This is a genomic window from Psychrobacter glaciei, from assembly GCF_014652895.1.
GTDB lineage: Bacteria > Pseudomonadota > Gammaproteobacteria > Pseudomonadales > Moraxellaceae > Psychrobacter > Psychrobacter glaciei.
The window spans coordinates 450,011-476,102 of sequence record NZ_BMZR01000001.1 but is presented as its reverse complement, the minus strand read 5'-3'; the positions used below and the strand labels follow the sequence as shown (position 1 = coordinate 476,102).

Genomic DNA, 26,092 nt, shown 5'->3' with positions numbered 1-26,092 from the left:
AAACGATAAGTAATTACTAAGGAATATCACAAATTTATCTGAATTACGGTATCATAGGCACACTTTTTGAATTTTTATTATTTTTAGTATTGATAACATCGCATCGACGAGCGACTAACTGCTTAAGATGTTCGATAACTAACCCGTTTTTATAAAAATATAGGTGATTTTGTGCGTGAGATTCTAGTAACCAGTGCGCTGCCCTACGCCAATGGCTATATCCATTTGGGGCATCTTGTAGAATATATTCAGACTGACATTTGGGTGCGCGCGATGAAAGCGCAAGGTCATCAGGTTACCTATGTCTGCGCGGATGATGCACACGGTACGGCGATCATGCTCAAAGCTCAAGATAACGGCATCACACCAGAAGAGCAGATTGCGACAGTTAAAGCTTCACATGAGTCCGATTTTGGTAAGTTTTTGATTGATTTTGATAATTATCATTCAACCCATTCAGAAGAAAACAAGCATTTCTCTGAGCTGATTTATCGTCGTCTTGATAGCGCTGGACATATCAGCACTAAAGATGTCGAGCAGCTTTTTGATCCCGAAAAGCAATTGTTTTTGGCCGATCGCTTTGTCAAAGGCACTTGCCCTGAATGCGGATCAGCTGACCAATACGGTGACAACTGTGAAGTATGTGGCACCACATATAATGCCACCGAACTTAAAGACCCACAGTCTACGCTATCGGGCGCGACACCTGTGCTCAAAACCTCTAAGCATTATTTCTTTAATTTGCCAGAGTTTGAGCAGTTCTTAAAAGATTGGACACGCAGCGATAACCGTTTGCAAACCTCTGTTGCCAACAAGCTACAAGAATGGTTTGAAGCCGGTTTAGCCACTTGGGATATCTCACGTGATGCGCCCTATTTTGGTTTCCAAATTCCAGATACGCCAAGCGATGAGCCAGACAAATATTTTTATGTATGGCTAGATGCACCAGTTGGCTACATGGCAAGCTTTAAAAACCTATGCGATAAGCGTGCAGGTACAGACCAAGCGCTTGATTTTGACCGTTACTGGATGCAAGAAAACGAGCACAAAACCGAAGTCTATCATTTCATCGGTAAAGACATCGTTTACTTCCACGCCTTGTTTTGGCCAGCGATGCTAGCTGGTAGCGAACTCCGCACACCAACTGGCGTCTTTGCTCACGGCTTTTTGATGGTCAATGGCGAAAAGATGAGCAAGTCACGCGGCACCTTTATCAAAGCCGAAACTTATGCTGAGCATTTGCATCCTGAATACTTGCGTTATTACTTTGCCAGCAAACTGTCTGACAAAGTTGAAGACATTAACTTAGATTTAGAAGACTTTATGCAAAAGGTCAATTCTGACTTGGTTGGTAAAGTCGTCAATATCGCCAGTCGTAGCGCTGGATTCTTGGTTAAGAAGTACGACGGCATGCTGTCAGAAGTTTGCGTCGAGTCAGAGCTATTAGAAGACATCACCAAAACGGGTGATGAAATTGCTGCTGCCTACGAGAACCGTGAGTTCTCACGTGCCATGCGCTTGATCATGCAGTGTGCAGACAAGGCCAATGAATACATTGATGACAAAAAGCCATGGTCACTGGCCAAAGTTGAAGGCAAAGAGCAAGAAGTTCAAGATGTCTGCTCGGTCGCGATTAATATCTTCCGTCAATTGATGGTTTATCTTGCTCCTGTCCTACCTGAACTGACTGCCAATGCAAAAGAGTTTTTGAACATTGATAGCTTAGACTTCGCAAGCCGTAACCAATGGTTGCTGGGTCACAAAATCAATAAATTCAAACCACTCATGCAGCGTATCGAAGAAAAAGATGTTGCTGCGATGGTTGAAGATTCTAAAGCATCATTAGCTCAAGCAGACGCTCCTGCCGCGACTGAAAGTAGCAAGCCTGCCGCAAAGGATAAAACACCTGCAACAGATGCGGATGCTGAACAAACTGACTATATTGGTATTGACGATTTCTCTAAAGTTGAAATGAAAGTGGCTCACGTTGTTGCCTGTAACCATGTAGAAGGCGCGGACAAGCTATTACAGTTCACCTTAGATGTAGGCGAAGCACAAACACGCAATGTGTTCAGCGGTATCCGTAAGTTTTATGAGCCTGAGCAATTGGTTAATAAGAAAGTCATTTGCGTTACCAACCTTGCGCCGCGTAAGATGAAATTTGGCGTATCAGAAGGCATGGTACTATCGACTGGTGATCCAAAAACGGGCTTAACAGTCGTTACCTTGCCTGATGCTTGTATCGTCGGTGATGTGCTTGCTTAACCGTGATTTTTAGTAGTAAAAAATAAAAAAGATGCCCTAGAGGCATCTTTTTTATGGTTGATTTATAAAATGGTTAGGGTCTTATATTTATCTGGTTAAAACATCGATGATCTGCAACGTATCATTAATCACCGTCACAATATTGTTTTCCGGGGTGCGAAGACGGACGTAACGATCATCATAACGGTCTAAAACGACAGAACGATCGTAATCTCTTCTATCAATATTGCCGACTACTCTGTAACCATATTTATCAAGATCACGCTTAAATGAGGCATTCGAGCTAGCATTGCGATAAGCGTTGATATTTGGTTGAGCATTGCCACTATGCTTGTAATCTTTACTAATATGAGCAGAGTTACCCTTGGCGTTTCCGTGCCCATTACCGTTACCATTTCCATGATTGTCTTTTGCCATAGCAGGCAAGCAAATTAATGAAGTAGCCGTGATACCGGCAATGGTTAATAGTTTAAAATTAGCAGTGTTCATATTATTATCCTTAAAATATTCATTCGAAAAAACTTAAGGAGATATTAGAGTGTGCTGTACATTCACCACGCCAGCATAATAATGGAATGGTAAAAATTTTAGACTCACAATAATTCTCGTATCAAAATTAGCTTACGTTAATTATAAAGTGAGTTCGTAATAGGTGCGTTGCTAGCGTGTAGGCTTTTTAATTGTAATTCTATTGAACAAAAAAATGTCCTTAGTGGCATCTTTTTTTATAGCAGTCTCTAAAATATCAAAAAAAAGTTATGATTTTCATTCTATCTATCACCATAACAAACGCAAATTAATTTTTTATTGCGATAAGTTACATTGCTGTCATAATATAGCCATCATGATCAAGGAATCGATCACCTCAATGTTAGCCTACTATCGCAGAATTGACATCACAGAACTGATATTACAGAACTGATACTGCTGTCATTCGGCTGACCTGCACTCTCTAACCTATGAGCCAGACTAATAATGACCATTGCTTCTACTCTACGCCTAAGCCTATGCAGCATTGCCATCAGTACGCTCGGCCTAATCGGCTGCTCAAATACTGACGATACGGCAACTACTGATAGCACGACAACGACAGATAAACCAGCCAAAACGCTGGCCATCACGCAGATTGTTGAGCATCCATCGCTAGATGATATGCGCCGCGGCATCATTGATGAACTAGCAGATAATGGTTATATCGAAGGCCAGAATCTGACTATTAACTTCCAAAGCGCTCAAGGAAACACGGCAACTGCTGGACAAATCGCCAAACAGTTCGCAGGAGACAATCCAGATGCTATCGTGGCTATCTCTACCCCGTCAGCACAATCGGTTGTGGCATCCACCACAAGCGTGCCCATTGTATATACAGCGGTTTCAGACCCACTTGCAGCCAAGCTCATCAATGCAGATGGCACTCCATTTCAAGATAACTTGACCGGACTGTCAAGCCAGTTGCCATTAGAGCCACAAATTGACTTATTACAACAAATCAAGCCCAATGCCAAAACCATCGGTTATGTGTATAGCCCTGGTGAAGCCAACTCGGTAGCACTGCGTGATAGGCTAAAAGAGATGTTGCCAACGCGTGGCTTGTCTATTTTAGATATACCTGCCAATCGTCCAACCGATATTGGTATGGCAACGCGCAGTCTACAAGGGCGCGCTGATATCATTTATACCTCAATGGACAATAACGTGGCCTCTGCGTTTGAAGCCATGACACAAGCGGCAAATGAGCTAAAAATGCCGATTGTGGCCTCTGATGAGTTTAGTGTACAACGCGGGGCGACGGCTGCTTTAGGCGTTAATGACTATGACTTTGGTCGCAAGACCGGCAAAATGGTTTATAGAATTTTAAATGGCGAGGCTGTCAGCACCATCAAGCCTGAGATCATGAATGACTTAACTTTATATGTCAGTCCGAAGCACGCCAAATCACAAGGCGTTAACCTATCAGCAGAGATGATGAAAAACGCTGTTGATGTGGATACCAAAGCAAAAACTGATAGTAAGTAGCCAGCAATAAGAGCATCAACAAGCAGTAAACGCTTAATAAGTACGTTAATTATTTATGTATGGACACATTATTATTTTTAGGAGTAACACCCATGTTGTATCAGAATCGTTTTGCTAAAGCCTTACTATGGGGCGGTGTTTGTACCGCTATTTTGACCGGTTGTAGCCAGTCAGCAGAAGACACCACAGCTAATGATGGCGCCGCCACTGGCGATGCTGCTACCGCCATGAAAACGGTTGCCATTACTGCCATTGTTGAGCATCCAGCCCTTGATGACGTGCGTAAAGGCGTGATTGAAGAGCTTGCTGAGGCAGGCTTTACAGAAGGTGAAAACTTAACTGTTAATTTCCAGAGCGCACAGGGTAACACGGCAACCGCTGGGCAGATTGCCAAGCAATTTGTTGCAGACAACTCAGACGTTATCGTTGCCATTGGTACACCATCAGCACAATCGGTTGCGGCAGCTACCAGCACTATTCCTTTGGTATTCTCTGCGGTGACTGACCCAGTAGAAGCCAAATTGGTATCAAAACTTGATGGTTCTGGCACCAACGTTACTGGCGGTTCTGATGCGCTCCCTTATGAGCCGCAAATTGCCTTGATGCGCCAAATTATTCCAAGCTTAAAAAATGTGGGTTACGTTTATAGCCCAGGTGAAGTGAACTCTACTATCATCCTAAAAAATCTAAAAGAAAAACTGACCCCAATGGGCATCACCGTACACGAAGCCCCTGCCCAGCGCAGTACTGATATTGCCATGGCAGCCCGTAGCTTAGAAGGCAAGGTTGATATGATTTATACGTCAACCGATAATAATGTGGTCTCTGCTTACGAGTCACTATTTCAAGTGGCTAAAGAAAGCAAAATCCCCCTAATTGCCTCGGACACCAGCTCTGTTGCACGTGGTGCCATTGCTGCATTAGGCGTTGATTATTATGCCCTTGGTCGCGAAACAGGTAAAATCGTGGTGCGTATTTTGAATGGCGAAAAAGCAGGTGATATCCCTGTTTATACCCCTCAAGCGCTTGATTTATATGTCAGTCCAAAAAATGCTAAAGCGGAAGGCATCACATTGCCACAAGCAGTTATCGATAAAGCAAAAGAAGTGGTAGAATAGCGCCCTCTGAATATAAGCATCATGTTAAACGATTATATTAATGGTTTAATTCTAGATTGTTGCTTATATTTACTGCTATTATTTCAGTATAAAAATGACCCAGCTACTGGTATATGAGCTGGGTTATTTTTAATGTGATATAAGCATTAAAACCGAATTTCGAACCAAGGTATTTTATGCTCATTCCTCATAGGAAGATGTTTTGGTTTACCCTAACCGCAGATTGCTTAATCTGTTAAATTCACCGCTTAGCCGTTTAGATTACTCTAGATTATAGAAAGCACTATTCATTGCTGCTTGCCTGTTTATCTATGATAATAATCGCTAAACGCTTGATTATGACTTACTGATACCTTATGTCTTTAATTGCTTTTTTTGGTGCACTTGAAAGTGGTCTGATTTACGGCCTCGTCGCACTTGGCGTACTTATCTCATTTCGTACTCTCGACTTTCCCGACTTAACGGCAGACGGTAGTTTTCCATTAGGGGGCGCAGTCGCTGGTATCTCTATCGTTGCTGGTGTCAATCCTTGGCTGGCATGTGCCTTTGGTATGCTGGCAGGCTCGGTCGCTGGTATTGTCACCGCATGGTTGCATGTTAAGCTTGGCATATTGCAATTATTGGCCAGTATTTTGGTCATGGTGGCACTATATTCAGTCAACCTACGTATTATGGGCGCACCAAACTTGCCGCTACTGGGTGAAACTACCGTATTCAGTACGCTAGTCACCGATGGTAATGGCTACTGGATGCGCTGCTTAATTATTGGCGTGGTCGTTATCGCCGCAAAGTTGTTGCTGGATTGGTTTTATAACACCGAAACTGGACTGTCCATGCGTGCGACTGGCTCTAACTTGCGCATGGCACAGGCACAAGGTATCAATACCTCATGGATGACCATCATCGGTATGGCCGTGTCTAATGGTTTGATTGCTCTTGCAGGGGCGCTATTCGTACAGACTCAGGGCGGCGCGGATATCTCTATCGGTATCGGCACAATCGTCATTGGTTTAGCAGCCGTCATCATCGGTGAAACGATTATTCCTGCCAAACGCATTTGGTTGATTACTATTGCCGTGATTATTGGTGCCATCCTTTATAAACTATTTATTCAAGTGGCACTATCAAGCGACACATTGCGTAGTATTGGCTTTGGCCCGCAAGATTTGAACTTGATTACTGCCCTGCTGGTGGTGTTCGCATTGGTGTTACCAAAAGCCAAAACCAAGTTTTTGAGCCGTAAAGTACGGGCTTAATATCAAACGATTAAAGCGGTGATAGGCGATAACCATCCGCCAAGCTTGAAGCAAATATAAGGAATAACGATTATGATGCAAGCCACAGATTTGCGGTTGACCTTTAATCCCGGCACACCCATCGAAAACCCTGCCCTGCGTGGTATTAATTTAAACATCGCTGACGGTGAATTTGTCACCGTTATCGGTACCAATGGCGCAGGTAAATCAACCTTTTTAAATGCAGTAAGTGGTACGACACGCGTCGATAGCGGTTCAATTCTGCTCAATGGCATTGATGTCACCAAAAAAACAGCTCATCAACGTGCTCATTGGGTAGCTCGTGTGTTTCAAGACCCGATGGCTGGTACGTGTGAAGCATTAACCATTGAAGAAAACATGGCGTTGGCCTATAAGCGCGGTGGTAAACGCGGTTTGAGTTTTGCATTAAACCCAAATAACCGTGAACTGTTTCGAGAAAAGCTGGCTGTGCTCAAGCTTGGATTAGAGAATCGTCTAACAGATCGTATGGGGCTGTTATCTGGTGGCCAACGCCAAGCGGTAAGCTTACTCATGGCCTCACTACAGCCATCCAAGATACTTTTGCTTGATGAGCATACTGCCGCCCTTGACCCTAAGACAGCCGCCTTTGTGTTAGAGCTGACCGATAAAATCGTCACTGATAATAAACTGACCACCATGATGGTCACGCACTCGATGCAGCAAGCCTTGGCACATGGCACCAGAACTGTCATGCTACATCAAGGACAAGTGGTGCTAGATGTGGCAGGAGATAAGCGTCAAGGCATGACGGTGCATGATTTGCTCGATATGTTTGAGCAAACGCGCGGTGAGAAAGTGGAAGATGACAGCTTGATTTTGAGTTAAAGAATTCAGTTAAATAAATCTAAGCTGAAAAATAGAAAACGCCTGTTCCATAGCAGGCGTTTTTTGTTATCTATAGTTAATGCTTGTACAAACTTTTCATTAGTCACTATATAGTTGTTATATATCAGTACCCACTTATCATTATTTATCTATGAGGTCTGTCATGCGCAAAATTCCTGTTTATACTCACCCTGCTGCTGGTTGGCCTGCTCTAATTTCCTCCACTCGTAAACTGATGGACTATCAAACTTTTTTGCGTGGCAGTGTCAGCGTATTCAAAAGCAACCAACCTCAAGGTGGCTTTGATTGTCCAGGCTGTGCATGGCCCGATCATAAATCGCATAAAATGCTTGATGTCTGTGAAAATGGTATCAAAGTGCTGGCAAGTGAAACAATGACCACAAAGGCAGACGCTAAATTCTTTTTAGACCATACTGTCACTGAGCTACAGAAATGGTCGGGCTACGAGCTTGAACATATTGGTCGCCTATCAGAACCAGTATATTATGATGCAACGCAAGACCGCTATATAGCGATTTCTTGGCAGGCCGCTTATGAGCATGTCGCTGAGCAGTTGGGACAGCTTGATTCGCCTGACGAAGCATTGTTCTATACTTCAGGCCGTGTCACTAATGAGCCTGCATTTTTATTTCAATTATTCGTCCGCTGCTTTGGAACCAATAACCTACCAGACTGCTCTAACATGTGTCACGAACCAACTTCGGTCATGCTTGGCAAGCAATTAGGCATCGGTAAAGCAACGGTCAAGCTAGAAGATTTTGAGCAAGCCAAATTGATACTGATGTTCGGCCAAAATCCAGCGACCAATCATCCTCGTATGCTTGAGATGCTTGCCCACTCTCACGAGCAAGGATGCCGAATCATCTCGATAAATCCTATGCGTGAACAAGGCTTAAGTAAATTTAGAAACCCGCAAAAACCGACACATATGGCGGCGGGACAGAGCGATGACATGGTCGATGAGGTCGTTCAAATTCAAATCGGTGGCGATGCGGCTCTACTGACGGGTCTGGCTAAATGGCTGATTGAGAATCATAAAATTAATACTGATTTTATTACCACCCATACCTCAGGTTTTGAGCCATTGAAACAATGGTTGACCGAACAATCATGGGCAGATATTCAGCTTGGTTGCGGCATTTCTCAAGCAGAAATTATCAATCTTGCTAAGCTCGTAGCAGACAGTCCAGCGACTATTTGCACTTGGGGCATGGGCATCACCCAGCATGTACAGGGAGATGACAACGTCGCTATGATTACCAATTTGCTATTGCTGATGGGTATGATAGGTATCGACGGTGCAGGTGCGTCACCTGTGCGAGGTCACTCCAACGTACAGGGCGATCGCACCATGGGTATCCATGAGCGTCCCAAGCAAAGCTTACTTGATAGCTTGGAACGTGTGTTCGGGCACCCAATGCCACAAGACAACGGTCTTGATGTCGTTGCAGGGGCAAAAGCGATGATACAAGGTGATATTAAAGCATTCTTTAGTATGGGCGGCAACTACTCGGTTGCAGCGCCTGACTCAAATAACATCCAACAAGCATTAACCAAAAACAAGCTTAACGTTTTTGTTGGCACCAAATTAAATGAAACCATGCTGTATCCGGGTGAAAACAATCTCATTTTACCTTGTGTCGGTCGTACCGAACACTTAGTCACGGCTAAAGGTGAGCAGTTCGCTACGATTGAAGACTCGATGTGTCAAATAGTACCGACTCAAGGTAGCCTAAAGCCCATTAGCAATACGCTAAAATCTGAAGCTCAGATAGTTGCCGATATTGCGACCCAGATGTTCGGCTCTGACTCGTCCATTCCTTGGCAAGCGATGGGAGAAGACTTCGACTTGATTCGTGATTATATTGCCCAGGCTATCGATGGCTTTGAGAACTTTAACGTGCGTATCCGTGAGTCTGAGCGCGGTTTTCATTTATATCATGCGGCGCGTCATCGCGTATGGAACACCGATAGCGGCAAAGCACAGTTTGAAGTACCAAAGTATCCGATTACTTATGTCGCAGGCCAAATGGCAGAAAAGACATCGGCGTTTAAAGTTGATGCCCAAAATACTGATGATAGTCAACATTCGAGCCAGAAGGTTTGGCAGTTAACCAGTGTACGGAGCCATGATCAATTCAATACCATGATATTTGGCTATCAAGACCGTTATCGTCAGACCAATCGCCGTGATGTTTTGTTCATGCATCCTGATGAAATGACACGATTGGGATGGCAAAAAGGCGACAGTATCATGGTTTCGCGCCAAGACAGCCATGGTGAGCAACGCACATTGGGGCCTTTGGTACTTACCGACATGGATATCGCTGCCAACGCCGTGGCTACCTACTATCCTGAATGTAATGACTTGTTTGATTTGGACACGCATGCGCCAGACTCTCACATTCCCGCCTACAAGTCTGTTACCGTCGTCTTAGAGCGCGTCAATGCAGGCGAGCTGGAGGCTTCTGCCTAATAAACGTGTGCAAGATGAAAGGTGAGTAATGTTAATAATGATAAAAGGCTGTCAGCATTCATGATGGCTAAATTAAACACTCAAGCTTCAGCCATCGACATGCCTGAAGCGACGGCAGAATCTACTGTGACACCACTATCGCGCGCGCATTTGGTACAAAAACATTATTATGCGCCTACGGAATCAAGTGGTAGCCAGCAAACGTATATTGAAGATCAATCGGCAAATTTGGTCGTAGAAGCAGCGATTTCTATTATCATTAACGGCATTCATTATGCCGTATTGATGGCAAGTCCTTATCAGTTAGAATATTTAGCGATAGGTTTTTTGTTCAGCGAAGGTCTGATTCAACACAGCCATGACTTATTAGATTGGGAAGTCACCCAGCTGACAGACGTTGCAAGCTATCAAAGATTTACTCAACACTCAGATGAAGACGATACGGCTGGTTCCTTTGGGCAAACTTTAGCACAGTTGCAGGACTACGATATTTATGTGGTGGAGCTGACCTTAAATCAGCGCAGTCATCAGCGCATCCAAGCCCAACGGCGGCAGCTGGCAGGGCGTACAGGGTGCGGCATGTGCGGTATCACGGGCTTAACACAAGCGCTGCCCGACTTAAGTATCTATCGCCAAGACAAGAAAAGAATAAAAGTAGATACCCCAAGCCTTGGTGACCTATTAGAAATACGGCAAAAAGTCGATACCATGCAACATACTCACCAACTGACAGGCGCTGTCCATGCAGCGGCAACTATGCAAGGACAACACTTGCACCTCTTTGAAGATGTCGGCCGTCATAATGCCCTCGACAAGCTCATTGGTTGGCAGCTGCAACACAAGGCAGATATCAATTGCGTGGTGATGACCTCGCGCCTATCGATTGAGCTGGTACAAAAGTCTATTCGAAGTCACGTACCTTGGCTGATCGGCATGTCTGCACCTACCAGTACTGCTGTGCGTGTTGCTGAGCGCTATGGCTTAGGATTGGCTGGATTTTTACGTGATAGCAGAGTCACTTACTATTCAAATCATTCCAATGGATAAAGTTTGAGGTTAACGACGTAATAGGTTACCCTACCCTCACGAACATGTTACATACACTTAACAGATCTGTAGTTTTATTTATTAATGCTAAGTTCATTGTGCTGATTATGCACACAGTATTGGATTTGGTATTTAAATTACAGGTGATGCATCCATGCGATAATTGAGTAAAAATCTCTTAACTATTGCTTATTACAGCTGATAAGGCTGTCTAAATCGAGCTCAGGTCATGTAATCATGGCTTAGTGCTTATTCGTAATTCCGCTATAGACGCTCATCACATGAGCTTTTTTAGCACTCAGCTGCCTTTGTGTATGCCTATTCATAGCGTCATGGTTTATCCATTAACTGACGCCTATCGAGAGTAGCCCCTATCATTTTGATTTAACACGATGTGTGACATCAAAACTAGGGCACGACGCTTAGCACTTGCTTAACATTACAGTTGCTATTTTTGCTATTTATATTAGCCACATACATTTGGTATGAGGGCTTTTTAGACTATGTCGTATGCTAAATAGTTTGGAATAGATAGTTTTACTAAACCTTATTTACTTAAAACAATTGCGAGGTATGAGTTTGAAAACTGAGTCATTGTTTCAATTTTCGGCGCTCACCATTATTTTATTATTGGTGGCGTTTTATGGTGGTACATATCTGCTGTCTTTATTAATTAAAAAAGACAAAGAGACAACTTCCGGCTTTATGGTCGCAGGCCACAATGTGGGCTTTGGGATGGGCGCGGCAAGTATGACCGCGACCTGGATTTGGGCAGCCTCATTTTACGCTGCCGCCACCTCTGGCTATAAGTATGGCGTCTCTGGACCGATACATTACGGCTTTTGGGGTGCATTGATGATTTTGTTCATCTACCCTTTTGGCATGCGCTTTCGTGAGCTTGCTCCCAACGGTCATACTTTAGGTGAGCTTATCCACGCCCGCCACGGCTCATCAAGCCAATTAATTTTAGCCATATCCAACCTTATGGGCAGCTTAATTAGCTTGATGGTCAACTTTACCGCTGCTGGGGCATTGGTGTCAGTATTGTCACCATTGTCGTTCCAAACAGGGGTAATTATCGCGGGTGTCGGGGTATTGAGCTATACCTTAACCTCAGGGTTTCGCGCCTCCGTCTTTACTGATTTTGCCCAATTGGTCGCTTTGATGGCGATTGGTGTCATCATCATTCCAGCGGTGCTATTCTCCATGGGAGGTCCTGCAGTGATGGTCAGCGGATTATCGAACTTGACCTTAGAGCAGCAGGATTTCTTTTCTTCTGAGGCATTCTTTCAGCAAGGGGCACCGTATTTTGTCGCGGTATTGGCCTATGCTATCGGCAACCAGACCATTACTCAGCGCTTATTTGCGATTGATAAAACCAAGATTAAGGCGACATTTATTACCGCTACGGTCGGCTATGCGGGTATCGTCATTGGGCTTGGTATGATTGGCTTGATGGCCTTGACCATTGGTATTGAACCACTCGATGGCAATATGAACAACCTGATCCCGCAAATGGTCAGCACTTATCTGCATCCCGTCTTCATCGCATTATTCTTTATTCTGGTCATTGGCTCGTTATCTTCCACAGCTGACTCGGATTTATCGGCGCTATCAACCATTATGATGGCCGATGTCTACGGTAAAAATATCGCCAAAAAAGGTCATGTTAAACCTAAAACCATGATGCTCGTCGGTCGTGGCACCATGATTGTCGCGACGGCAGCGGGACTTATCTTTGCCAGCTTCAAGCTTGATATTCTCGTAATGCTGGTATTCGTTGGTGCCTTGTGGGGTGCGATTGTTTTCCCTGTTATCGCCAGTGTATTCTGGAATCGTGTCACTAATGCCGCCTTTACTTCAGCAGTGATTGTCGGGCTCCTATTATTCTGTGTGGCGCGTTTTGAGTTGATACCCATCGTTGGCATCACTGCCCTATTCTTTGAAATCTTAGCCAGCGTTGGTGGTGCAGTTGTCATCGGTCTGATGGTATTTGGTTTCTTAGGTCGTAAGATCGGCATGGGCGCGGCTGCTATTACACTGGTGCTGATGTTAATCTTTGCCACTGGGTTTCTACGCCAGTACATGATTTTACTCGCTTCACTGACGGCTTACGGTGCCAGTACTATCGTTTGTGTAATCGTCAGTCTCATGGGCGATGAGCATTTCGACTTTGAGTTGATTAAGCAGCGCGTAGGCAATTACGATAAAAAATCGGAAATACCATCGTCACTTAAATCTTAAACCAAAATCGTTTTATCCGAGTAGTGATTAGTTAGCAGTATATGGCTAATCGCTATTTACTTAAGAAATATTATAAGGAGATATCATGGACAACGTTTTTATCTACGGCTTATATATTTTAATTTGGCCCGCCATTACTCTTGGGGTACTGGTGTTGATTTGCACCGCCACCTATCGCGATATCAAAAAGGCCAAACGTGACAATAGGGATATTGTTTAGCACATTATATTTTAAACAATCATTATTACACGCTAGTTTACTGACGGCTTGAAAAGGCCTATTAACAGTATAAACGCTCCTAAATTGGGGCTAAATATAGACAAGATAATAAATAACCTGCTTTTAACTAAAAAATGACTTGTAATTTACTATATTTTTGCTAATATAGGCCACCTTGATTGGCTGGATGGCAGAGTGGTCATGCAGCGGACTGCAACTCCGTTAACGCCGGTTCGATTCCGACTCCAGCCTCCAATTATTTATTAACTTTACGTTAATTTTGGCTTGCATTATTATCACAACCGATTATAATAGCGACCACTTATCTAGTAACTAGATGGTCTATCAGCTAGCTTACGTTAAAGATAAAACAAGTTTTGCCCGGGTGGTGAAATTGGTAGACACAAGGGATTTAAAATCCCTCGCTAGCAATAGCGTGCCGGTTCAAGTCCGGCTCCGGGTACCATTACATAGTCCTATACTATCTTATAGAACAGCTAAAGCCCCTGATATCAGGGGCTTTGTTGTATCTGGCGTTCTATACTGTCCTATGAATCTATCCTAATCCATGCACTTTGAGTATACTGTCAAGTATACCGAGTTTTGAGTCTACTCATGGAGATCTAGGATATGGAAAGAAAAGCCATCAGTTCAGACCGAAGCATTAGCAGCCATAAGCCTGAAGATAAGAAGTACTTCGTTGCTGTCAAAAACCATCCTAAACTATTCTTAATGGTGCGTCCTACTGAGACTAAGTCATGGATGTATCGCTACTACCCGCCTTCAAATCCTAAGCAAAGCATTATCTCCATAGGTATATATCCAAGCATCTCTTATGCTCGTGCCTGTGAAGTTTGGCGTGAATATGAAGACCTACTAAGCAAAGGTATTGACCCAAAATTTCATCGTGAAGAAATAAAGAAAATACTTATTAGTATAACTAAAAACTCTTTTAATCACTTTGCATGGGAGTACTTTGACAGTCTAGATCAGACTCAGAAGAGTAATACTCTCATTCGTAAGAAAGGTCGTCTTGAGCTTATATGCAAATATATTGGTGACGAGCCAATCAGCGAGATAACCTCTCCTAAAATGCTTGAAGTCCTGTTAGACATTCAAGCCAACTCATTAAACAAGAATGGTAAGCCTACAGATAAGGCTGAACGCTGTGCTGGCATTGCCAGTGATGTGTTTATCTATGCTGGGGCACGAGGCTTCTGTACGAGCGATCCTGCGGCGCTCATTAAGAGTCAGTTGGCTAAATCAAGTTACGGTCATCGTCCTGCAGTTACTAAACCGAAGGACTTGGCTAAATTACTTAAAGCTATCGAGACAATAGAAGGTGACCCAAACACCATAAACTCCCTTAGGCTATTAGCACTTCTCTTTGTTCGCAATGGTGACCTAAGGCGTATGCGCTGGGCAGATCTAGATTTAGAGGCTGGCAGGTGGCAATTAAAGCCATTGAAGGGGCAAGGCAAGGTAAATATGGTTAAGGACATGGACGTTCCCTTACCTCATCAGGCTGTAGCTATATTGCGTGAGCAGCATAAAATTAACGGTCATACTGAATACGTATTTTTTAGCCAGACGGCAAAAAAGCATCAAATCATCTCTGATGCTACCGCCAACAAACGTCTAAAGGATTTAGGCTATAAAGACATACATTGCGCTCATGGCTTTAGAGCGACAGCAAAGACCATCTTACAAGAACAGTTAAAGTATCCGCTTGTGCTTGTAGAGATGGCATTGGGTCATACAACTAAAGATCCTAATGGCACGGCATATGGTCGATTTGAATACATAGATGATCGTAGTGATATGATGCAGAAGTGGGCTGACTATTTAGACGCTTTGAAAGAAGGTAGAGGTACGGCAGAGTTTAGAGCAGATGCCAAAGACGAAGCTGATTCTACCGCCCAACTGCAAGCGTTAATTGTGGAACTAGGCGAGGAAAAAGTTCGTGAACTTCTTAAACCTTGAGTTAAAAATATTCTAAATAAAGCTTAGTATGAACATATTACACAGTACTGCTTAAAAAGTGCGACAAGAATTTTAAATTTTACAGCTCAGTTATACGTTTTATTGTCAACAATCATAATCTTAGGTGGCTACCTTGAATAGTGTTATTTTTTCTTTTTTTTCTGGTGCAGGCTTTTTAGACTTGGGTTTCGAAAAATCTGGTTTTGAAGTTGTTTTCGTCAATGAAATTGATAAGTCTTTCATATATGCTTATCAATATAGTCGTCAAGTTATGGGTATTCCATATCCAAAATATGGTTATCATGAATACTCTATTGATCAATTCTTAAATGATAATGGTGAGCATCTATTAAAAGAAAATGTGAATGAAGAAAAAAAATTAGGAAAACTAGTTGGTTTTATTGGCGGGCCTCCATGTCCTGACTTTTCAGTAGGCGGTAAAAATAAAGGAAAAGATGGTGAAAACGGTAAGCTATCCAAAACGTATATAGATTGTATAAAGAAGTTCCAGCCCGATTGGTTTGTTTTTGAAAACGTAAAAGGTTTATGGCGCACTAAGAAACATAGAGAGTTCTATGACGGCTTAAAAAAAGAGCTCTTAGCTGAGGGTTATGTCTTACAAGATAGGCTTATTAACTCTCTAGAGTACGGCGTACCGCAGGATAGAGATCGAATAATCCTTTTTGGCTGTAAGGCTGATATTGTTAAAAATAAAGATGCTTTTCCATGGGAAAGCCATATGAAATATTCTAAAGAAGATATATCAAGTTACGATTGGCCTGATAGAAATCCATTCGAAAGCCAACCTACTATACCGGCAGGGGTTCCAGAAGAACTAACAGTACAACATTGGTTTGATAAAAATGATGTGCCAAACCATCCAAATGCAGAAGCACATTTTACTCCTAGAGCTGGCCTAGCTAAATTCCTAGTAATAGACGAAGGCGACACTTCTAAAAAGTCTTACAAACGCTTGCATAGGTTTAGATATTCACCAACAGCAGCGTATGGAAATAATGAAGTTCATTTACATCCTTTTAAAGCAAGAAGGTTGTCAGCAGCAGAGGCTCTATCAATTCAATCTTTACCCAAAGGTTTTGAGCTGCCCCAAACTATGACTCTTAGCGCTATGTTTAAGACTATAGGTAATGGTGTACCTTTCTTATTTTCATATGGTATTGCCTCAACTATAAAAGATTATTTGGAAGAATAAATCATGTTGTCAGAAATAGAAAAAGGCCAAATACAGCAATGGATAGACAATTTAATAGGTAAAGAGCTTAGTTATATCTCTAGATCTAAAACTGTCATTATTGAAAGTATTGACTGGGCTGATGGTGGTAGAATTAATGTAGCAAGAGATGAAGGTAGTATCACAATAAGATGGGAACGCATTGAGTCTGTAATAAACAGATTAAAAGACGGAAATCCTATTCATGTAGATACTGTATTACGATCTAGTGGTAATGATAGAACAATAATTGAGACAGTAATAGCAAGCCTCCCTCATGTAGGATATATGAAGCCTAATCAAGGTAGAAATAATTCTAGGAATAAAGTATTACAGTGGATGGATGGTGAAGTTCATCCGCTGGGTGAGCTACTCGATGTAAGTGATGAAACGTATGCCCACTCATTGATCTCAGCTAATAATACCACATCAATTCTATCGGAAAAAATAATCGGAAAATTTGTTTTTGAACTCCTAGTATTTTTGACTAATAATCAACTTGAGTCATCTCTCTTCCAATACTTAATAGAAAAAAACCTAAACTCAAGAAGCTATAATATTGAGCTAAATGATCAGCGACTAACATCCATTTTTAAAAAATCAGATAAACCCATCCCTGAAAACGAGCTAAAGCGAGGAGATAAATTACGTTTCTTTGCCGAACCTATTAAAGTAGGAACAGATTTATACTATTTATCTAATCAGTGGACAGATGGCACTGACTCTCGATTAGATATACAGACGTTAATTACCATATTTAATGAGCTTTATGATGATTATAAAATTCTAAAACAGAATGAAAATTATGTACTAATTCAAACATCGCAAAAAGAGCAAAAACCTCTTCCTGATAATATAATGCCCCTGTCCAAACCCTTCCTACTGTTAGCTGGTATTTCCGGTACAGGTAAAACTCGCTTTGTCCGTGAGCAAGCCAAAGCCACAGGCAGTATTAGTGACACTTACTGCCTGACCTCCGTACGTCCTGATTGGCATGAACCTAGCGATATACTTGGTTATATATCACGCTTAGGCGGTGATGGTAATGCTGAATATATTACCACTGATGTACTACAGTTCATCGCCAAAGCATGGCGTGCGATTGTTGATGCAGGTCTTGAGCTAGAGCCTGAGGGTAACGGTCTCGCTGTCATAGGTGAAAAAAGCGAGCTTAACCAAGTACTGCCTTACTGGCTATGCTTAGATGAGATGAACTTAGCCCCTGTCGAACAATATTTTGCCGACTATCTTTCCGTTCTAGAAACTCGTGAGTGGCGATGGGCTGAAGAACAATTCACTTATTACTGCGATCCGCTTTTAAAGTCAGGGACCATTGGGCAATTAGAAGATAAAAGCAAACTACGTGATGCGTTAGGTTTTGCAGATGGGCGGTACGATGATGCTTGGGACTTGTTCTGTGAGCATGGGTTAGGTCTGCCCTTTAATTTGATCGTAGCTGGGACAGTCAATATGGATGAAACCACACATGGCTTTTCGCGTAAAGTCATCGATCGTGCTTTGAGTTTTGATTTTGGTGATTTTTTTCCCAATGATTTTGATCATTTCTTTGAACCGACGGTCACTCATAACGCCTTGAGCTACCCTATTGACTCTCAAGCCTCTATCGATCAGTTACCGCCCATAGATAGTGATGGCAGTAAGAGCATTGATTTTCTGAAATCAATCAATAAAGTATTAGATGATACACCTTTTCAACTGGCTTTTAGAGCATTGAATGAACTACTGCTTGCTGTGATTAGCACCTATCCTGAAGATGAGAAGCAACTGCAAGCTGTATGGGATGACTTTTTGATGTGCAAAGTATTGCCGCGCATCGAAGGAGATCATGACAAGTTAGCAGTTATAGATGATTCCGTTAGCAGTCATGAGAAGTCGTTACTCACAGAATTAACCGCTATCTTAAAGCAAGAACTTGTTGATATTTGGTCTATGGAAGACGATCAAGATAAACTACGTCCTGATTTATATCGTAAAGACATAGATGGTAGCGTCTTAAATATCACTTGCCGTAGCAAGGCTAAACTGGCTTGGATGCAACAACGTTTAGAGCGTTCTGGCTTTACTAGCTTTTGGCCATAAAACTTGCAATTATAGAATAGATATAGCAAAACCAATGGAGTAATAATGCCAGATCTGTTAAGGATACAAACCCCTGATTTTGAGCTGTCCATTTGGTGCAATGACATTGAGAAACGTCAAAAGACCTATCAGTCTACTTTAGAGAAACGTGAGGCCATAAGCGATCATAATGCTCAACCATCTATAGTGCGCTTTTCTCCGCCCTTAGATATTCTCAACACTGATTTTATGGATAAACCCTTTGCTATAGAAGGCAGCTCAACTCCTTCGGGCTTGGTAGAGTCTTTAGAATTAGATGATTTTATCTTTTTTGAGAACCTTCAATATCAGTTTGAAGTCATCTTTACTGGTGACGTGGAAGAAGCGTATCTGAGCCATCGTAGCCACGCTATTAACAAGAGCTTTCGGTTTATTAAGGCAAATAAACAACGTTCAACGCTAGCACGCCTAACAGGTACGATCAATACTGCAAATGATGTTGGTTGGCTACGCCTACCCTTTAATTACATCAAGTCATCTCAAACCCTTAAAAGTACCATTGCTTTTGAAGTGCTACCTACTAAGATGAGTTTGCATGATGACTTACCTAAGATGTATCAGGCTATTGATAATTCCTTTCCACTTTGGCGATTTAGTTTGGTCGAAAAGACGGAACAAGATAGTGCGCAAACCAAACAACGCCATCAATTTCCACTGCTTTGGCTGGCAAACTTCAGCCATTTACGTCATCAACTGTCTCATGCCTTAAAGGTTATCAGCCAAGCACCGCATAGTCGCTTACAGGCTCAAACGTCTTATACTAAAGCTGCGAGAATAAAAGGCAAAATACCTGCGCGATTAGGAGAAAAAATAAAGGAAGATCTCGATAAGGGTCTGCATGAACAGCGTTATCGAGTCACAAAAAAACAGCTCAGTGTTGATACTCCAGAAAATCGTTTTATCAAAATGGTTGTATCCACTACCAAAAAACGACTGGCTGATTTTGAGCATAAGCTTAGACAAGATAATAAAAAGTCAGTCTCTCAAAGACTATCACATGCATTCTTAGATGAGCTTAATCAGTGGCAACAACCCCTACAAAAGATGCTAAAGCAAGGCTTTATGGCTAATGTTGGTAACTATAATGATCATGGTCGAGAATCATTGGTGTTGCAACAAAAGGTGGGCTACAGTTCAGTATATAGAATTTGGCAAGAGTTAAAATTTTACTTGGATGTGTTTGATAATCAATCCAGCATTTCCATGAAATCAGTTGCAGAAATCTATGAGGTGTGGTGCTTTCTTACTTTAAGAAATATCCTAATAGATGAGTTAGGTTTTAAGGAAGTCGCTACTAAGAAACAAGAATTACAACTTAAGAAGTTTTTTGAATATCAGCTAAAAGATGGATTTGCTGGTGCATTTAAATTTGAACGTGATGATGGCGTTAAAGCAAGATTGGCTCATGAACCACCATTTAATAAAACCACCAAAGCGATTCGAACTTATTCCGTCAGTCAAAAACCTGATATTTTATTAGAAGTTACCTTCCCTAATAATAGACAGTTTATCTGGTTATTCGATGCAAAATACCGTATAAAAACCAAAAACAGTCAGTACGATGATGTCAATCAAGATATCGAAGTGACTGATTATGTACCTGATGATGCTATCAATCAAATGCACCGTTACCGTGATGCATTGATCCGCGTTAATGAAAGCAAACACAAGAACGGTGTGGATAAGAGCCGTCCTGTTTTTGGTGCCTTTGTGTTATATCCTGGCTATTTTGATCAAATAAGTGAAGCCAACCCTTACTCTGATACTATCGATGAAATAAGTATTGGTGCTTTTGCGTTATTACCTAGCCTAACTCAAAACAGTACAGAAGCTGATAACAGCTGCTATTGGCTACTAAATTTCTTACGTCAAAATATCGGTAAACGCATTTCTAGCGATGTATCAGACTTAGCTCCCCCTCAATACAAGTCCAGTATGGAAGAGAATATTTACTTACAGGATGCCGTGCGTATTCCGTACGATGGTATGCGACAAATACTATATCAAGACTTAACTCTAACGCTAGCTGTAGATAAAAGTGATAGCAATTATGGGCTTGTTAAAGACGGTACTGTCGCGCTTTATACTTTATCTAAAAATAGTCTATTCACTAGATATGACTACCATATTTTAAAAGAAGTTCGCTATTTAAGCTTAGCTCTATGTTCTGATCTCGACTCTAACTGTTGCGACATTGAATATGCATGGCCTGTGAAAAAAATGGTCGCTCTCACAGACCATTTTATTTTTGAGCTTGATCAGCCGTTAAAGTTACAAAGCAAAATCAATAACGTACCTGACTCTACTCAACAATACTTTAAGCTGACCACTTTAAGATGCTTGCAAAGCGTCAGTGACTTCAACGATATTGAACCAGTATATCAAGAGTTCTGTTCCAAGATAACGGTCTCATAGCAACCAATCGTAGCTCAAGTCAAAGCAGCCGTCATAATAAAATTTATTTGAGTACAAATTATTTATAAAAAACAAGGAAAGCATCAATGTCAGATTCTACTTTATGCTCCGCTACTGAGTTTATCAATAATAGCAATCTGAACATTAATGATCCATTTGAGCTTGGATACTCCTCTATATCTGTAGCTTACTACAAGCAAGCAAATCTGGAACGAGGACAAGGTAATGAAGCTTTAGCTAATGCGTTACAACTTGCTTCAGATATCTGCTCAATGGCAATCAATCCAAGTAGTCCTAACGACCCTTTTAAAGCTGGCACCACTTACTCTGATGGAAATACTATTCAGCGATCAGCTATTCCAGATGATTTAACAAATGAACAGCTAGATTTCATAGCAGATGTTTATACCAACATAACAGACCCTATGATTAGAGCTCGCTTTGCTGACATACTTTGGTTATGCGCAAGTCCAAGAAAAGTCGATTACGCACAAGCTGCTATAGAAAGCTATATGCAACTTCCGATCGACCCTGAAACATGGCACCCTGATATAAAACAGTGCTGGGAGCGATGCGTTCAGTTAGCTAGACAAACAAAAGATCGTCAAAAAATACAAAATATCGAGTCAATACTAAAAATTGCTTTTGAAAAACATTACTCAGATAGCCATTTTATGAATCTCTGGCTTGGTGAGATGATTGGAGATCACCATCTACTTAGAGATGATCTGACAAGAATTGCAGAAGAGCTATGTGGTCATGGTATAAACCTTTTAAATTCAGGTAACTATTGGCAAGCTCGTGATCATCTTGATGTGGCTGAAAAGTTTTTTAGGGCTCAACAAGAAGATGATAAGTGGCTAAACTGTTTGCTCTTGTCAGCTGAATGCTTTGTACTTGAAGGTGACTCTCAAGTAACAAATAATATTCAAGGTCAAATGGCTGCTAATCATAGCTATGAAAATGCTCTTCAGACTTATCGAAAAGTTCCAAAAGCAAAGAGAAGTTTGTACGCTGTTAATGAGAAGATGGTTTCTGTCAGAGATAAGATTATTGAAACAGGTCACAACATATTAGATGAAATGCCTGTTTTTCAGCTACCTAGTGTTGATATAACTGATACCGTTAAGGCGTCTATAGAGCATGTATCAGATAAGCAAGATCTAAATCATGCTTTATTATATTTTACTGCCTTTCCCTCTCCCATATATAAAGACCTGCGATCTCAAGCCTTAGAAAGTCACCAACAGTATTTTCTGAGTAGCTTGTTTGGTAACATTCATTATTCTGGAGATGGGCGAGTTACTGCTAAAACTCCAGCATTAGGTCTTGATTACAAAACAGAAGAAGAAAGCGAACCAGTAATATTTAGTAAAATGACTCAAGACTTTCAGTTAAACATACAGTTTATGGTGCAAGGAAGCATCGTCCCAGCATTAAACCAAATTCTTATGGATTTTAGAGTAACAAAGGAATACTTAATACAGCTATGTGAACTTTCACCCATAGTTCCTGAAGGTCGAGAGTACCTTTTAGCTAGTGCTCTATGGAGCGGTTTTGAGCACGACTTTAGAAACAGCATTCATTTACTTGCTCCTCAAGTCGAACATATAGTGAGAATTTGTTTAAAAAATAATGGCGTTCATACCACTACTATCGATAAAGGTGGTATTGAAAATGAAAATGGTTTATCAACATTACTCAAGCATGAGCAAGCTGAGGAGGTACTAGGTGAAGACCTACTGTTCGAATTAAAAGCTGTCTTCACCGAATCTATTGGCGCTAACTTACGCAACGATGTTGCTCACGGTTTACTGAATGATCAAAGCTCTGGTTCTCAAGTATCGGTTTATGCGTGGTGGATGATTTTGAGATTGGTAGTTAGGTCGCTATTTGACTCTAACACATCTAATGTTGAATAAATTGTTTAAGTCTAAAGTCCAAGTACGTTATTCACGGAATAATCTTTAATACTTAAAAAGTACCCCTTCATAGTCATCCGATCAAAGCTATATACATGAGCATGTGGCGCTTCTTTACATCGTCCTACTAATGGTTGCTTTTGATCAGGCTTACCATTCGCCAACTCTATTACTCCAGAGCAAATTGGACAGACTGCAGTGAACTCTGTAATCCTTGCTATGTTGAGCTTATCTTTGTTTCGGTACATCTCAATATCCGTATTATCAGCGTTAATGTTAGCAAAGAACATAGGTGCTTTAATCACGCGATGTCGAGGTAACGACTGTAAGGGCATAAGAAAATATCGCCAGTTGAGATAAGCAAAAGGAATAAATACCACAAAAACCATGGCTTGCCAAAGTTTAAAGCTGGGTAAATCACTCAATAATAAAAGGACTAATATTGAGTATATAACAATAACAATATCCAGCAGAGCACTTAGCATTAATAATAACATAAGCGAGATTCCGCTTACACTCAGCATCTTAAGCTCACCCTTTTTGAAGAAAAGCCGAACAAGTAAAGAGAGCTTAATATCAGAAGTAGCTTTACGCTCATAAATGATACTACTTACATCCTCAGTATCTTCGAGCTCTTCATCAGACTCTACAACAGAAGATTCATCTATCTGTTCCTGCGCTACATCCTCACTTTCGATAACCTCAATATCCATCCATATCAATGTTTTATTCTTTGACCCACCCCCTGATGCTGAAGTGACAATGATTGGCTGATATCCTAGGTCTATAAATGCTCTTTTACAATCCGGTTGGTCGTCAATAAATGCTGCCAAAGTGAGTTCAAGCTTCGACGTCTTAACCGCATTTTTAGCAGTCTGACTGTCTACTCTTTTTTCATCAATCTTTTTTGCTTTAGCATATATCTGTTGCCTTGACATTTTCTCAGGCTCAAACCCTTCATCTGAATATTCAATTTTTCTCAGCTGCTCATTGACGATAATCTGTAAATACTTATCCCAAAGGGTGTCACGAGGGTAATTCAAAAGCTGATCATGCAACTCATTAAATACTGTTAAGTGCTTGTTTTTCATATTATTGTACCGGTTAAGCCTCTGTTGGACACCTAATAGATAGCTGTTTTAGAACTCAATTTCACCTCATAATTACCTCACTCCTAACCAACTAACAAAAGGATGGTAACTATGTCAATGTCAATCGCTGTTAATGAGCAAAAGCAAATCGTCAATGTTAAGCAAGTCGAGCGAGGTCTAGCTTGTATGTGTTTTTGCTTTGAATGTGGTGAGCCCGTAGTGGCTCGTAAAGGTGAAAAAAATGAGCATCATTTTGCGCATCTCAACAATAAAGAAAGTTGCACTATTCACCCTGAAAGTATCCTACACAAGTTTGCTAAACAAGTCATTATGGAAGAGAGGTATCTAACACTGCCCTCACTACCTGATGACGAAAATAGTGAGGATAAAACTTGGGAATTTGATCAGCTGATTGAGGAACAAGCTGTTGGCTGTATTCGACCTGATATAGTCGCAACGGTTGACGGAGAAATGATGTTTATTGAAGTTGCTGTGACTTCTTTCATCGATACCGATAAAGCGGATTTTATTAAGCAATTAGGTATTAAGACCGTTGAGATCGATTTGAGAGAAATTATCACGCAAGGTATTGAATTGCCAAGTGAGGAAGCCAAAGATTATATTCTAGACTGTGTCAGTAATAAGCAATGGATATTTCCAGCACCGAACTCATTAACCATACCAGTAACTCCTACGCCATTACCTGAGCCTCTCTATAATTGCCAGAGCAGCACTGATGAGAATAGCAACGGAAGCTTTGATAAGGGCTATACCATTTATCGCTTTACCATCAAACATGCTTGGGTAGATGTCAGGGTCTTTAATTCAGGCATGGTGTCCATTAAGTGTGTGACCTACAACCATGATGTTATTGAGATACTCAAGCAATGGCGTAACGAAGGCGGTGGTCAATACAATCAAAAATATAAGTCATGGAATTACTTCAAACCGTTTTCAGATACTGTCTTTCAACGACTACAAGAAATGGACATGACTTTTACTGCTTAAATATGCCCCTACTTGATACTACGGAGAATAAGATCATGACTCTTACTACAATACTACTAATTATCATCTTGCTAATGATGACGCTACTGGTATGGACTATACAGCGAATACAATTGCAAAATAAGGCTCTACTAGAGAGCGAGCGGGATATTGCGCAAATTAAGAACGATATGCTTGAAAAAGAAGCAGGCTTTCAACAGCGATTAGATAAAGATATTAAAGAGGCGCAAAAGCGTTCAAACAATATGCAGCGTAATGTATTGAAAGGTCAAATTGGTGAACAATTCACACCCTTTATCACTGATTTTCCTTATAACCCTTCAGACTGCCGATTTATGGGGGAACCGATTGACTATGTCATCTTCCAAAATTTACACGAGTGCGCTGATGGCAACGTACCTATCGAGAACGTTCAACTTATTATTGCAGAAGTTAAAACAGGAAATGCGAGACTCAACCAGCGACAGAAGATTATTAAGCAAGTAATCGAAAATGGGCAGGTGAGCTTTAAGGAGCTTAGGATAAAACACTGCGAAAATACGGAAGAGATGCACGTTCAGGTAAGCGCATAAATGAGCCTAATTATACTTTTTGACTCTTACGTAATTTACTAGTATTTTTCGATGCAAATAATAATAAATAAGACTAATTACTAAAAAAGTCTTTTTACTTAATCTCTAGAGACAAGATTAAGTAATTGATTTATATAGTTTTTTTATTTTAAAATAGTCTATAAATAGTCTTTTAATTGAAAAGACTATTTTTATTATTCT

General features: G+C 41.2%; 18 protein-coding genes and 2 tRNA genes. 18 read left to right on the top strand and 2 right to left on the bottom strand.

Annotated elements, in window-relative coordinates; translation table 11 throughout:
* Positions 1-171: 171 nt before the first annotated feature.
* On the top strand, positions 172-2,265 hold the full coding sequence (gene metG, locus IE130_RS02075) for a methionine--tRNA ligase (RefSeq protein WP_189581002.1): 2,094 nt from the start codon (positions 172-174) through the stop codon (positions 2,263-2,265).
* A gap of 87 nt (positions 2,266-2,352) precedes the next feature.
* Here the strand turns inward: metG and IE130_RS02070 are convergent, their stop codons facing one another.
* Complete coding sequence (locus tag IE130_RS02070) at positions 2,353-2,754, bottom strand: hypothetical protein (RefSeq protein WP_189580985.1); 402 nt, start codon at positions 2,752-2,754, stop codon at positions 2,353-2,355.
* A gap of 486 nt (positions 2,755-3,240) precedes the next feature.
* Here IE130_RS02070 and IE130_RS02065 point away from each other — a divergent pair, with 486 nt between their 5' ends.
* The 15 genes from IE130_RS02065 (at position 3,241) to IE130_RS02000 (ending at position 23,220) form a co-directional block, all read left to right on the top strand.
* Entirely contained in the window at positions 3,241-4,281 is a 1,041-nt protein-coding gene (locus IE130_RS02065) for an ABC transporter substrate-binding protein (RefSeq protein ID WP_189580982.1), read from the top strand.
* Positions 4,282-4,373: 92 nt separating this feature from the next.
* Complete coding sequence (locus tag IE130_RS02060) at positions 4,374-5,399, top strand: ABC transporter substrate-binding protein (protein ID WP_189580979.1); 1,026 nt, start codon at positions 4,374-4,376, stop codon at positions 5,397-5,399.
* Between the two features lie 356 nt (positions 5,400-5,755).
* On the top strand, positions 5,756-6,655 hold the full coding sequence (locus IE130_RS02055) for an ABC transporter permease (RefSeq protein WP_189580976.1): 900 nt from the start codon (positions 5,756-5,758) through the stop codon (positions 6,653-6,655).
* A 72-nt stretch (positions 6,656-6,727) separates the two neighbouring features.
* Positions 6,728-7,522: an ABC transporter ATP-binding protein gene (locus IE130_RS02050; protein WP_189580970.1), complete on the top strand. Its 795-nt coding sequence runs from the start codon at positions 6,728-6,730 to the stop codon at positions 7,520-7,522.
* Between the two features lie 163 nt (positions 7,523-7,685).
* Positions 7,686-10,019, top strand: a complete 2,334-nt coding sequence (locus tag IE130_RS02045) for an FdhF/YdeP family oxidoreductase (protein WP_189580968.1) — start codon at positions 7,686-7,688, stop codon at positions 10,017-10,019.
* Positions 10,020-10,082: 63 nt separating this feature from the next.
* On the top strand, positions 10,083-11,066 hold the full coding sequence (locus tag IE130_RS02040; protein WP_406947609.1) for a formate dehydrogenase accessory sulfurtransferase FdhD: 984 nt from the start codon (positions 10,083-10,085) through the stop codon (positions 11,064-11,066).
* Positions 11,067-11,660: 594 nt separating this feature from the next.
* The gene (locus tag IE130_RS02035) at positions 11,661-13,310 is read left to right on the top strand and encodes a sodium:solute symporter family protein (protein ID WP_201574434.1); all 1,650 of its coding nucleotides are present in this window, start codon (positions 11,661-11,663) and stop codon (positions 13,308-13,310) included.
* 85 nt (positions 13,311-13,395) lie between these two features.
* A complete protein-coding gene (locus IE130_RS14125; RefSeq protein ID WP_210539970.1) occupies positions 13,396-13,530 on the top strand; it encodes a putative transporter small subunit in 135 nt (44 codons plus the stop codon).
* Between the two features lie 181 nt (positions 13,531-13,711).
* Positions 13,712-13,785 (top strand) — tRNA-Cys (locus IE130_RS02030).
* Positions 13,786-13,909: 124 nt separating this feature from the next.
* A tRNA-Leu gene (locus tag IE130_RS02025) sits at positions 13,910-13,996 on the top strand.
* Positions 13,997-14,160: 164 nt separating this feature from the next.
* Complete coding sequence (locus IE130_RS02020; protein ID WP_189580966.1) at positions 14,161-15,513, top strand: tyrosine-type recombinase/integrase; 1,353 nt, start codon at positions 14,161-14,163, stop codon at positions 15,511-15,513.
* Between the two features lie 133 nt (positions 15,514-15,646).
* Positions 15,647-16,726: a DNA cytosine methyltransferase gene (locus IE130_RS02015; RefSeq protein WP_189580964.1), complete on the top strand. Its 1,080-nt coding sequence runs from the start codon at positions 15,647-15,649 to the stop codon at positions 16,724-16,726.
* Positions 16,727-16,729: 3 nt separating this feature from the next.
* Positions 16,730-18,844: an McrB family protein gene (locus tag IE130_RS14120; protein ID WP_201574401.1), complete on the top strand. Its 2,115-nt coding sequence runs from the start codon at positions 16,730-16,732 to the stop codon at positions 18,842-18,844.
* Positions 18,845-18,889: 45 nt separating this feature from the next.
* Positions 18,890-21,298, top strand: coding sequence for a restriction endonuclease-like protein (locus IE130_RS02005; protein ID WP_189580962.1), 2,409 nt, complete (start codon positions 18,890-18,892; stop codon positions 21,296-21,298).
* Between the two features lie 86 nt (positions 21,299-21,384).
* Entirely contained in the window at positions 21,385-23,220 is a 1,836-nt protein-coding gene (locus IE130_RS02000; RefSeq protein ID WP_189580960.1) for a DUF7380 domain-containing protein, read from the top strand.
* 11 nt (positions 23,221-23,231) lie between these two features.
* Here the strand turns inward: IE130_RS02000 and IE130_RS01995 are convergent, their stop codons facing one another.
* The gene (locus IE130_RS01995) at positions 23,232-24,311 is read right to left on the bottom strand and encodes a hypothetical protein (protein WP_189580958.1); all 1,080 of its coding nucleotides are present in this window, start codon (positions 24,309-24,311) and stop codon (positions 23,232-23,234) included.
* Between the two features lie 111 nt (positions 24,312-24,422).
* Here IE130_RS01995 and IE130_RS01990 point away from each other — a divergent pair, with 111 nt between their 5' ends.
* Positions 24,423-25,319, top strand: coding sequence for a competence protein CoiA family protein (locus IE130_RS01990; RefSeq protein ID WP_189580956.1), 897 nt, complete (start codon positions 24,423-24,425; stop codon positions 25,317-25,319).
* A gap of 35 nt (positions 25,320-25,354) precedes the next feature.
* A complete protein-coding gene (locus IE130_RS01985; protein WP_189580953.1) occupies positions 25,355-25,891 on the top strand; it encodes a Holliday junction resolvase-like protein in 537 nt (178 codons plus the stop codon).
* Positions 25,892-26,092 lie beyond the last annotated feature (201 nt).

What these genes read in the sequence shown, in the direction of transcription:
- IE130_RS02070 (WP_189580985.1), bottom strand. Translation starts at nt 2,754, where the DNA reads ATGAACACTGCTAATTTTAAACTATTAACCATTGCCGGTATCACGGCT.
- IE130_RS02065 (WP_189580982.1), top strand. Translation starts at nt 3,241, where the DNA reads ATGACCATTGCTTCTACTCTACGCCTAAGCCTATGCAGCATTGCCATC.
- IE130_RS02060 (WP_189580979.1), top strand. Translation starts at nt 4,374, where the DNA reads ATGTTGTATCAGAATCGTTTTGCTAAAGCCTTACTATGGGGCGGTGTT.
- IE130_RS02055 (WP_189580976.1), top strand. Translation starts at nt 5,756, where the DNA reads ATGTCTTTAATTGCTTTTTTTGGTGCACTTGAAAGTGGTCTGATTTAC.
- IE130_RS02050 (WP_189580970.1), top strand. Translation starts at nt 6,728, where the DNA reads ATGATGCAAGCCACAGATTTGCGGTTGACCTTTAATCCCGGCACACCC.
- IE130_RS02045 (WP_189580968.1), top strand. Translation starts at nt 7,686, where the DNA reads ATGCGCAAAATTCCTGTTTATACTCACCCTGCTGCTGGTTGGCCTGCT.
- IE130_RS02040 (WP_406947609.1), top strand. Translation starts at nt 10,083, where the DNA reads ATGGCTAAATTAAACACTCAAGCTTCAGCCATCGACATGCCTGAAGCG.
- IE130_RS14125 (WP_210539970.1), top strand. Translation starts at nt 13,396, where the DNA reads ATGGACAACGTTTTTATCTACGGCTTATATATTTTAATTTGGCCCGCC.
- IE130_RS02020 (WP_189580966.1), top strand. Translation starts at nt 14,161, where the DNA reads ATGGAAAGAAAAGCCATCAGTTCAGACCGAAGCATTAGCAGCCATAAG.
- IE130_RS14120 (WP_201574401.1), top strand. Translation starts at nt 16,730, where the DNA reads ATGTTGTCAGAAATAGAAAAAGGCCAAATACAGCAATGGATAGACAAT.
- IE130_RS02005 (WP_189580962.1), top strand. Translation starts at nt 18,890, where the DNA reads ATGCCAGATCTGTTAAGGATACAAACCCCTGATTTTGAGCTGTCCATT.
- IE130_RS02000 (WP_189580960.1), top strand. Translation starts at nt 21,385, where the DNA reads ATGTCAGATTCTACTTTATGCTCCGCTACTGAGTTTATCAATAATAGC.
- IE130_RS01995 (WP_189580958.1), bottom strand. Translation starts at nt 24,311, where the DNA reads ATGAAAAACAAGCACTTAACAGTATTTAATGAGTTGCATGATCAGCTT.
- IE130_RS01990 (WP_189580956.1), top strand. Translation starts at nt 24,423, where the DNA reads ATGTCAATGTCAATCGCTGTTAATGAGCAAAAGCAAATCGTCAATGTT.
- IE130_RS01985 (WP_189580953.1), top strand. Translation starts at nt 25,355, where the DNA reads ATGACTCTTACTACAATACTACTAATTATCATCTTGCTAATGATGACG.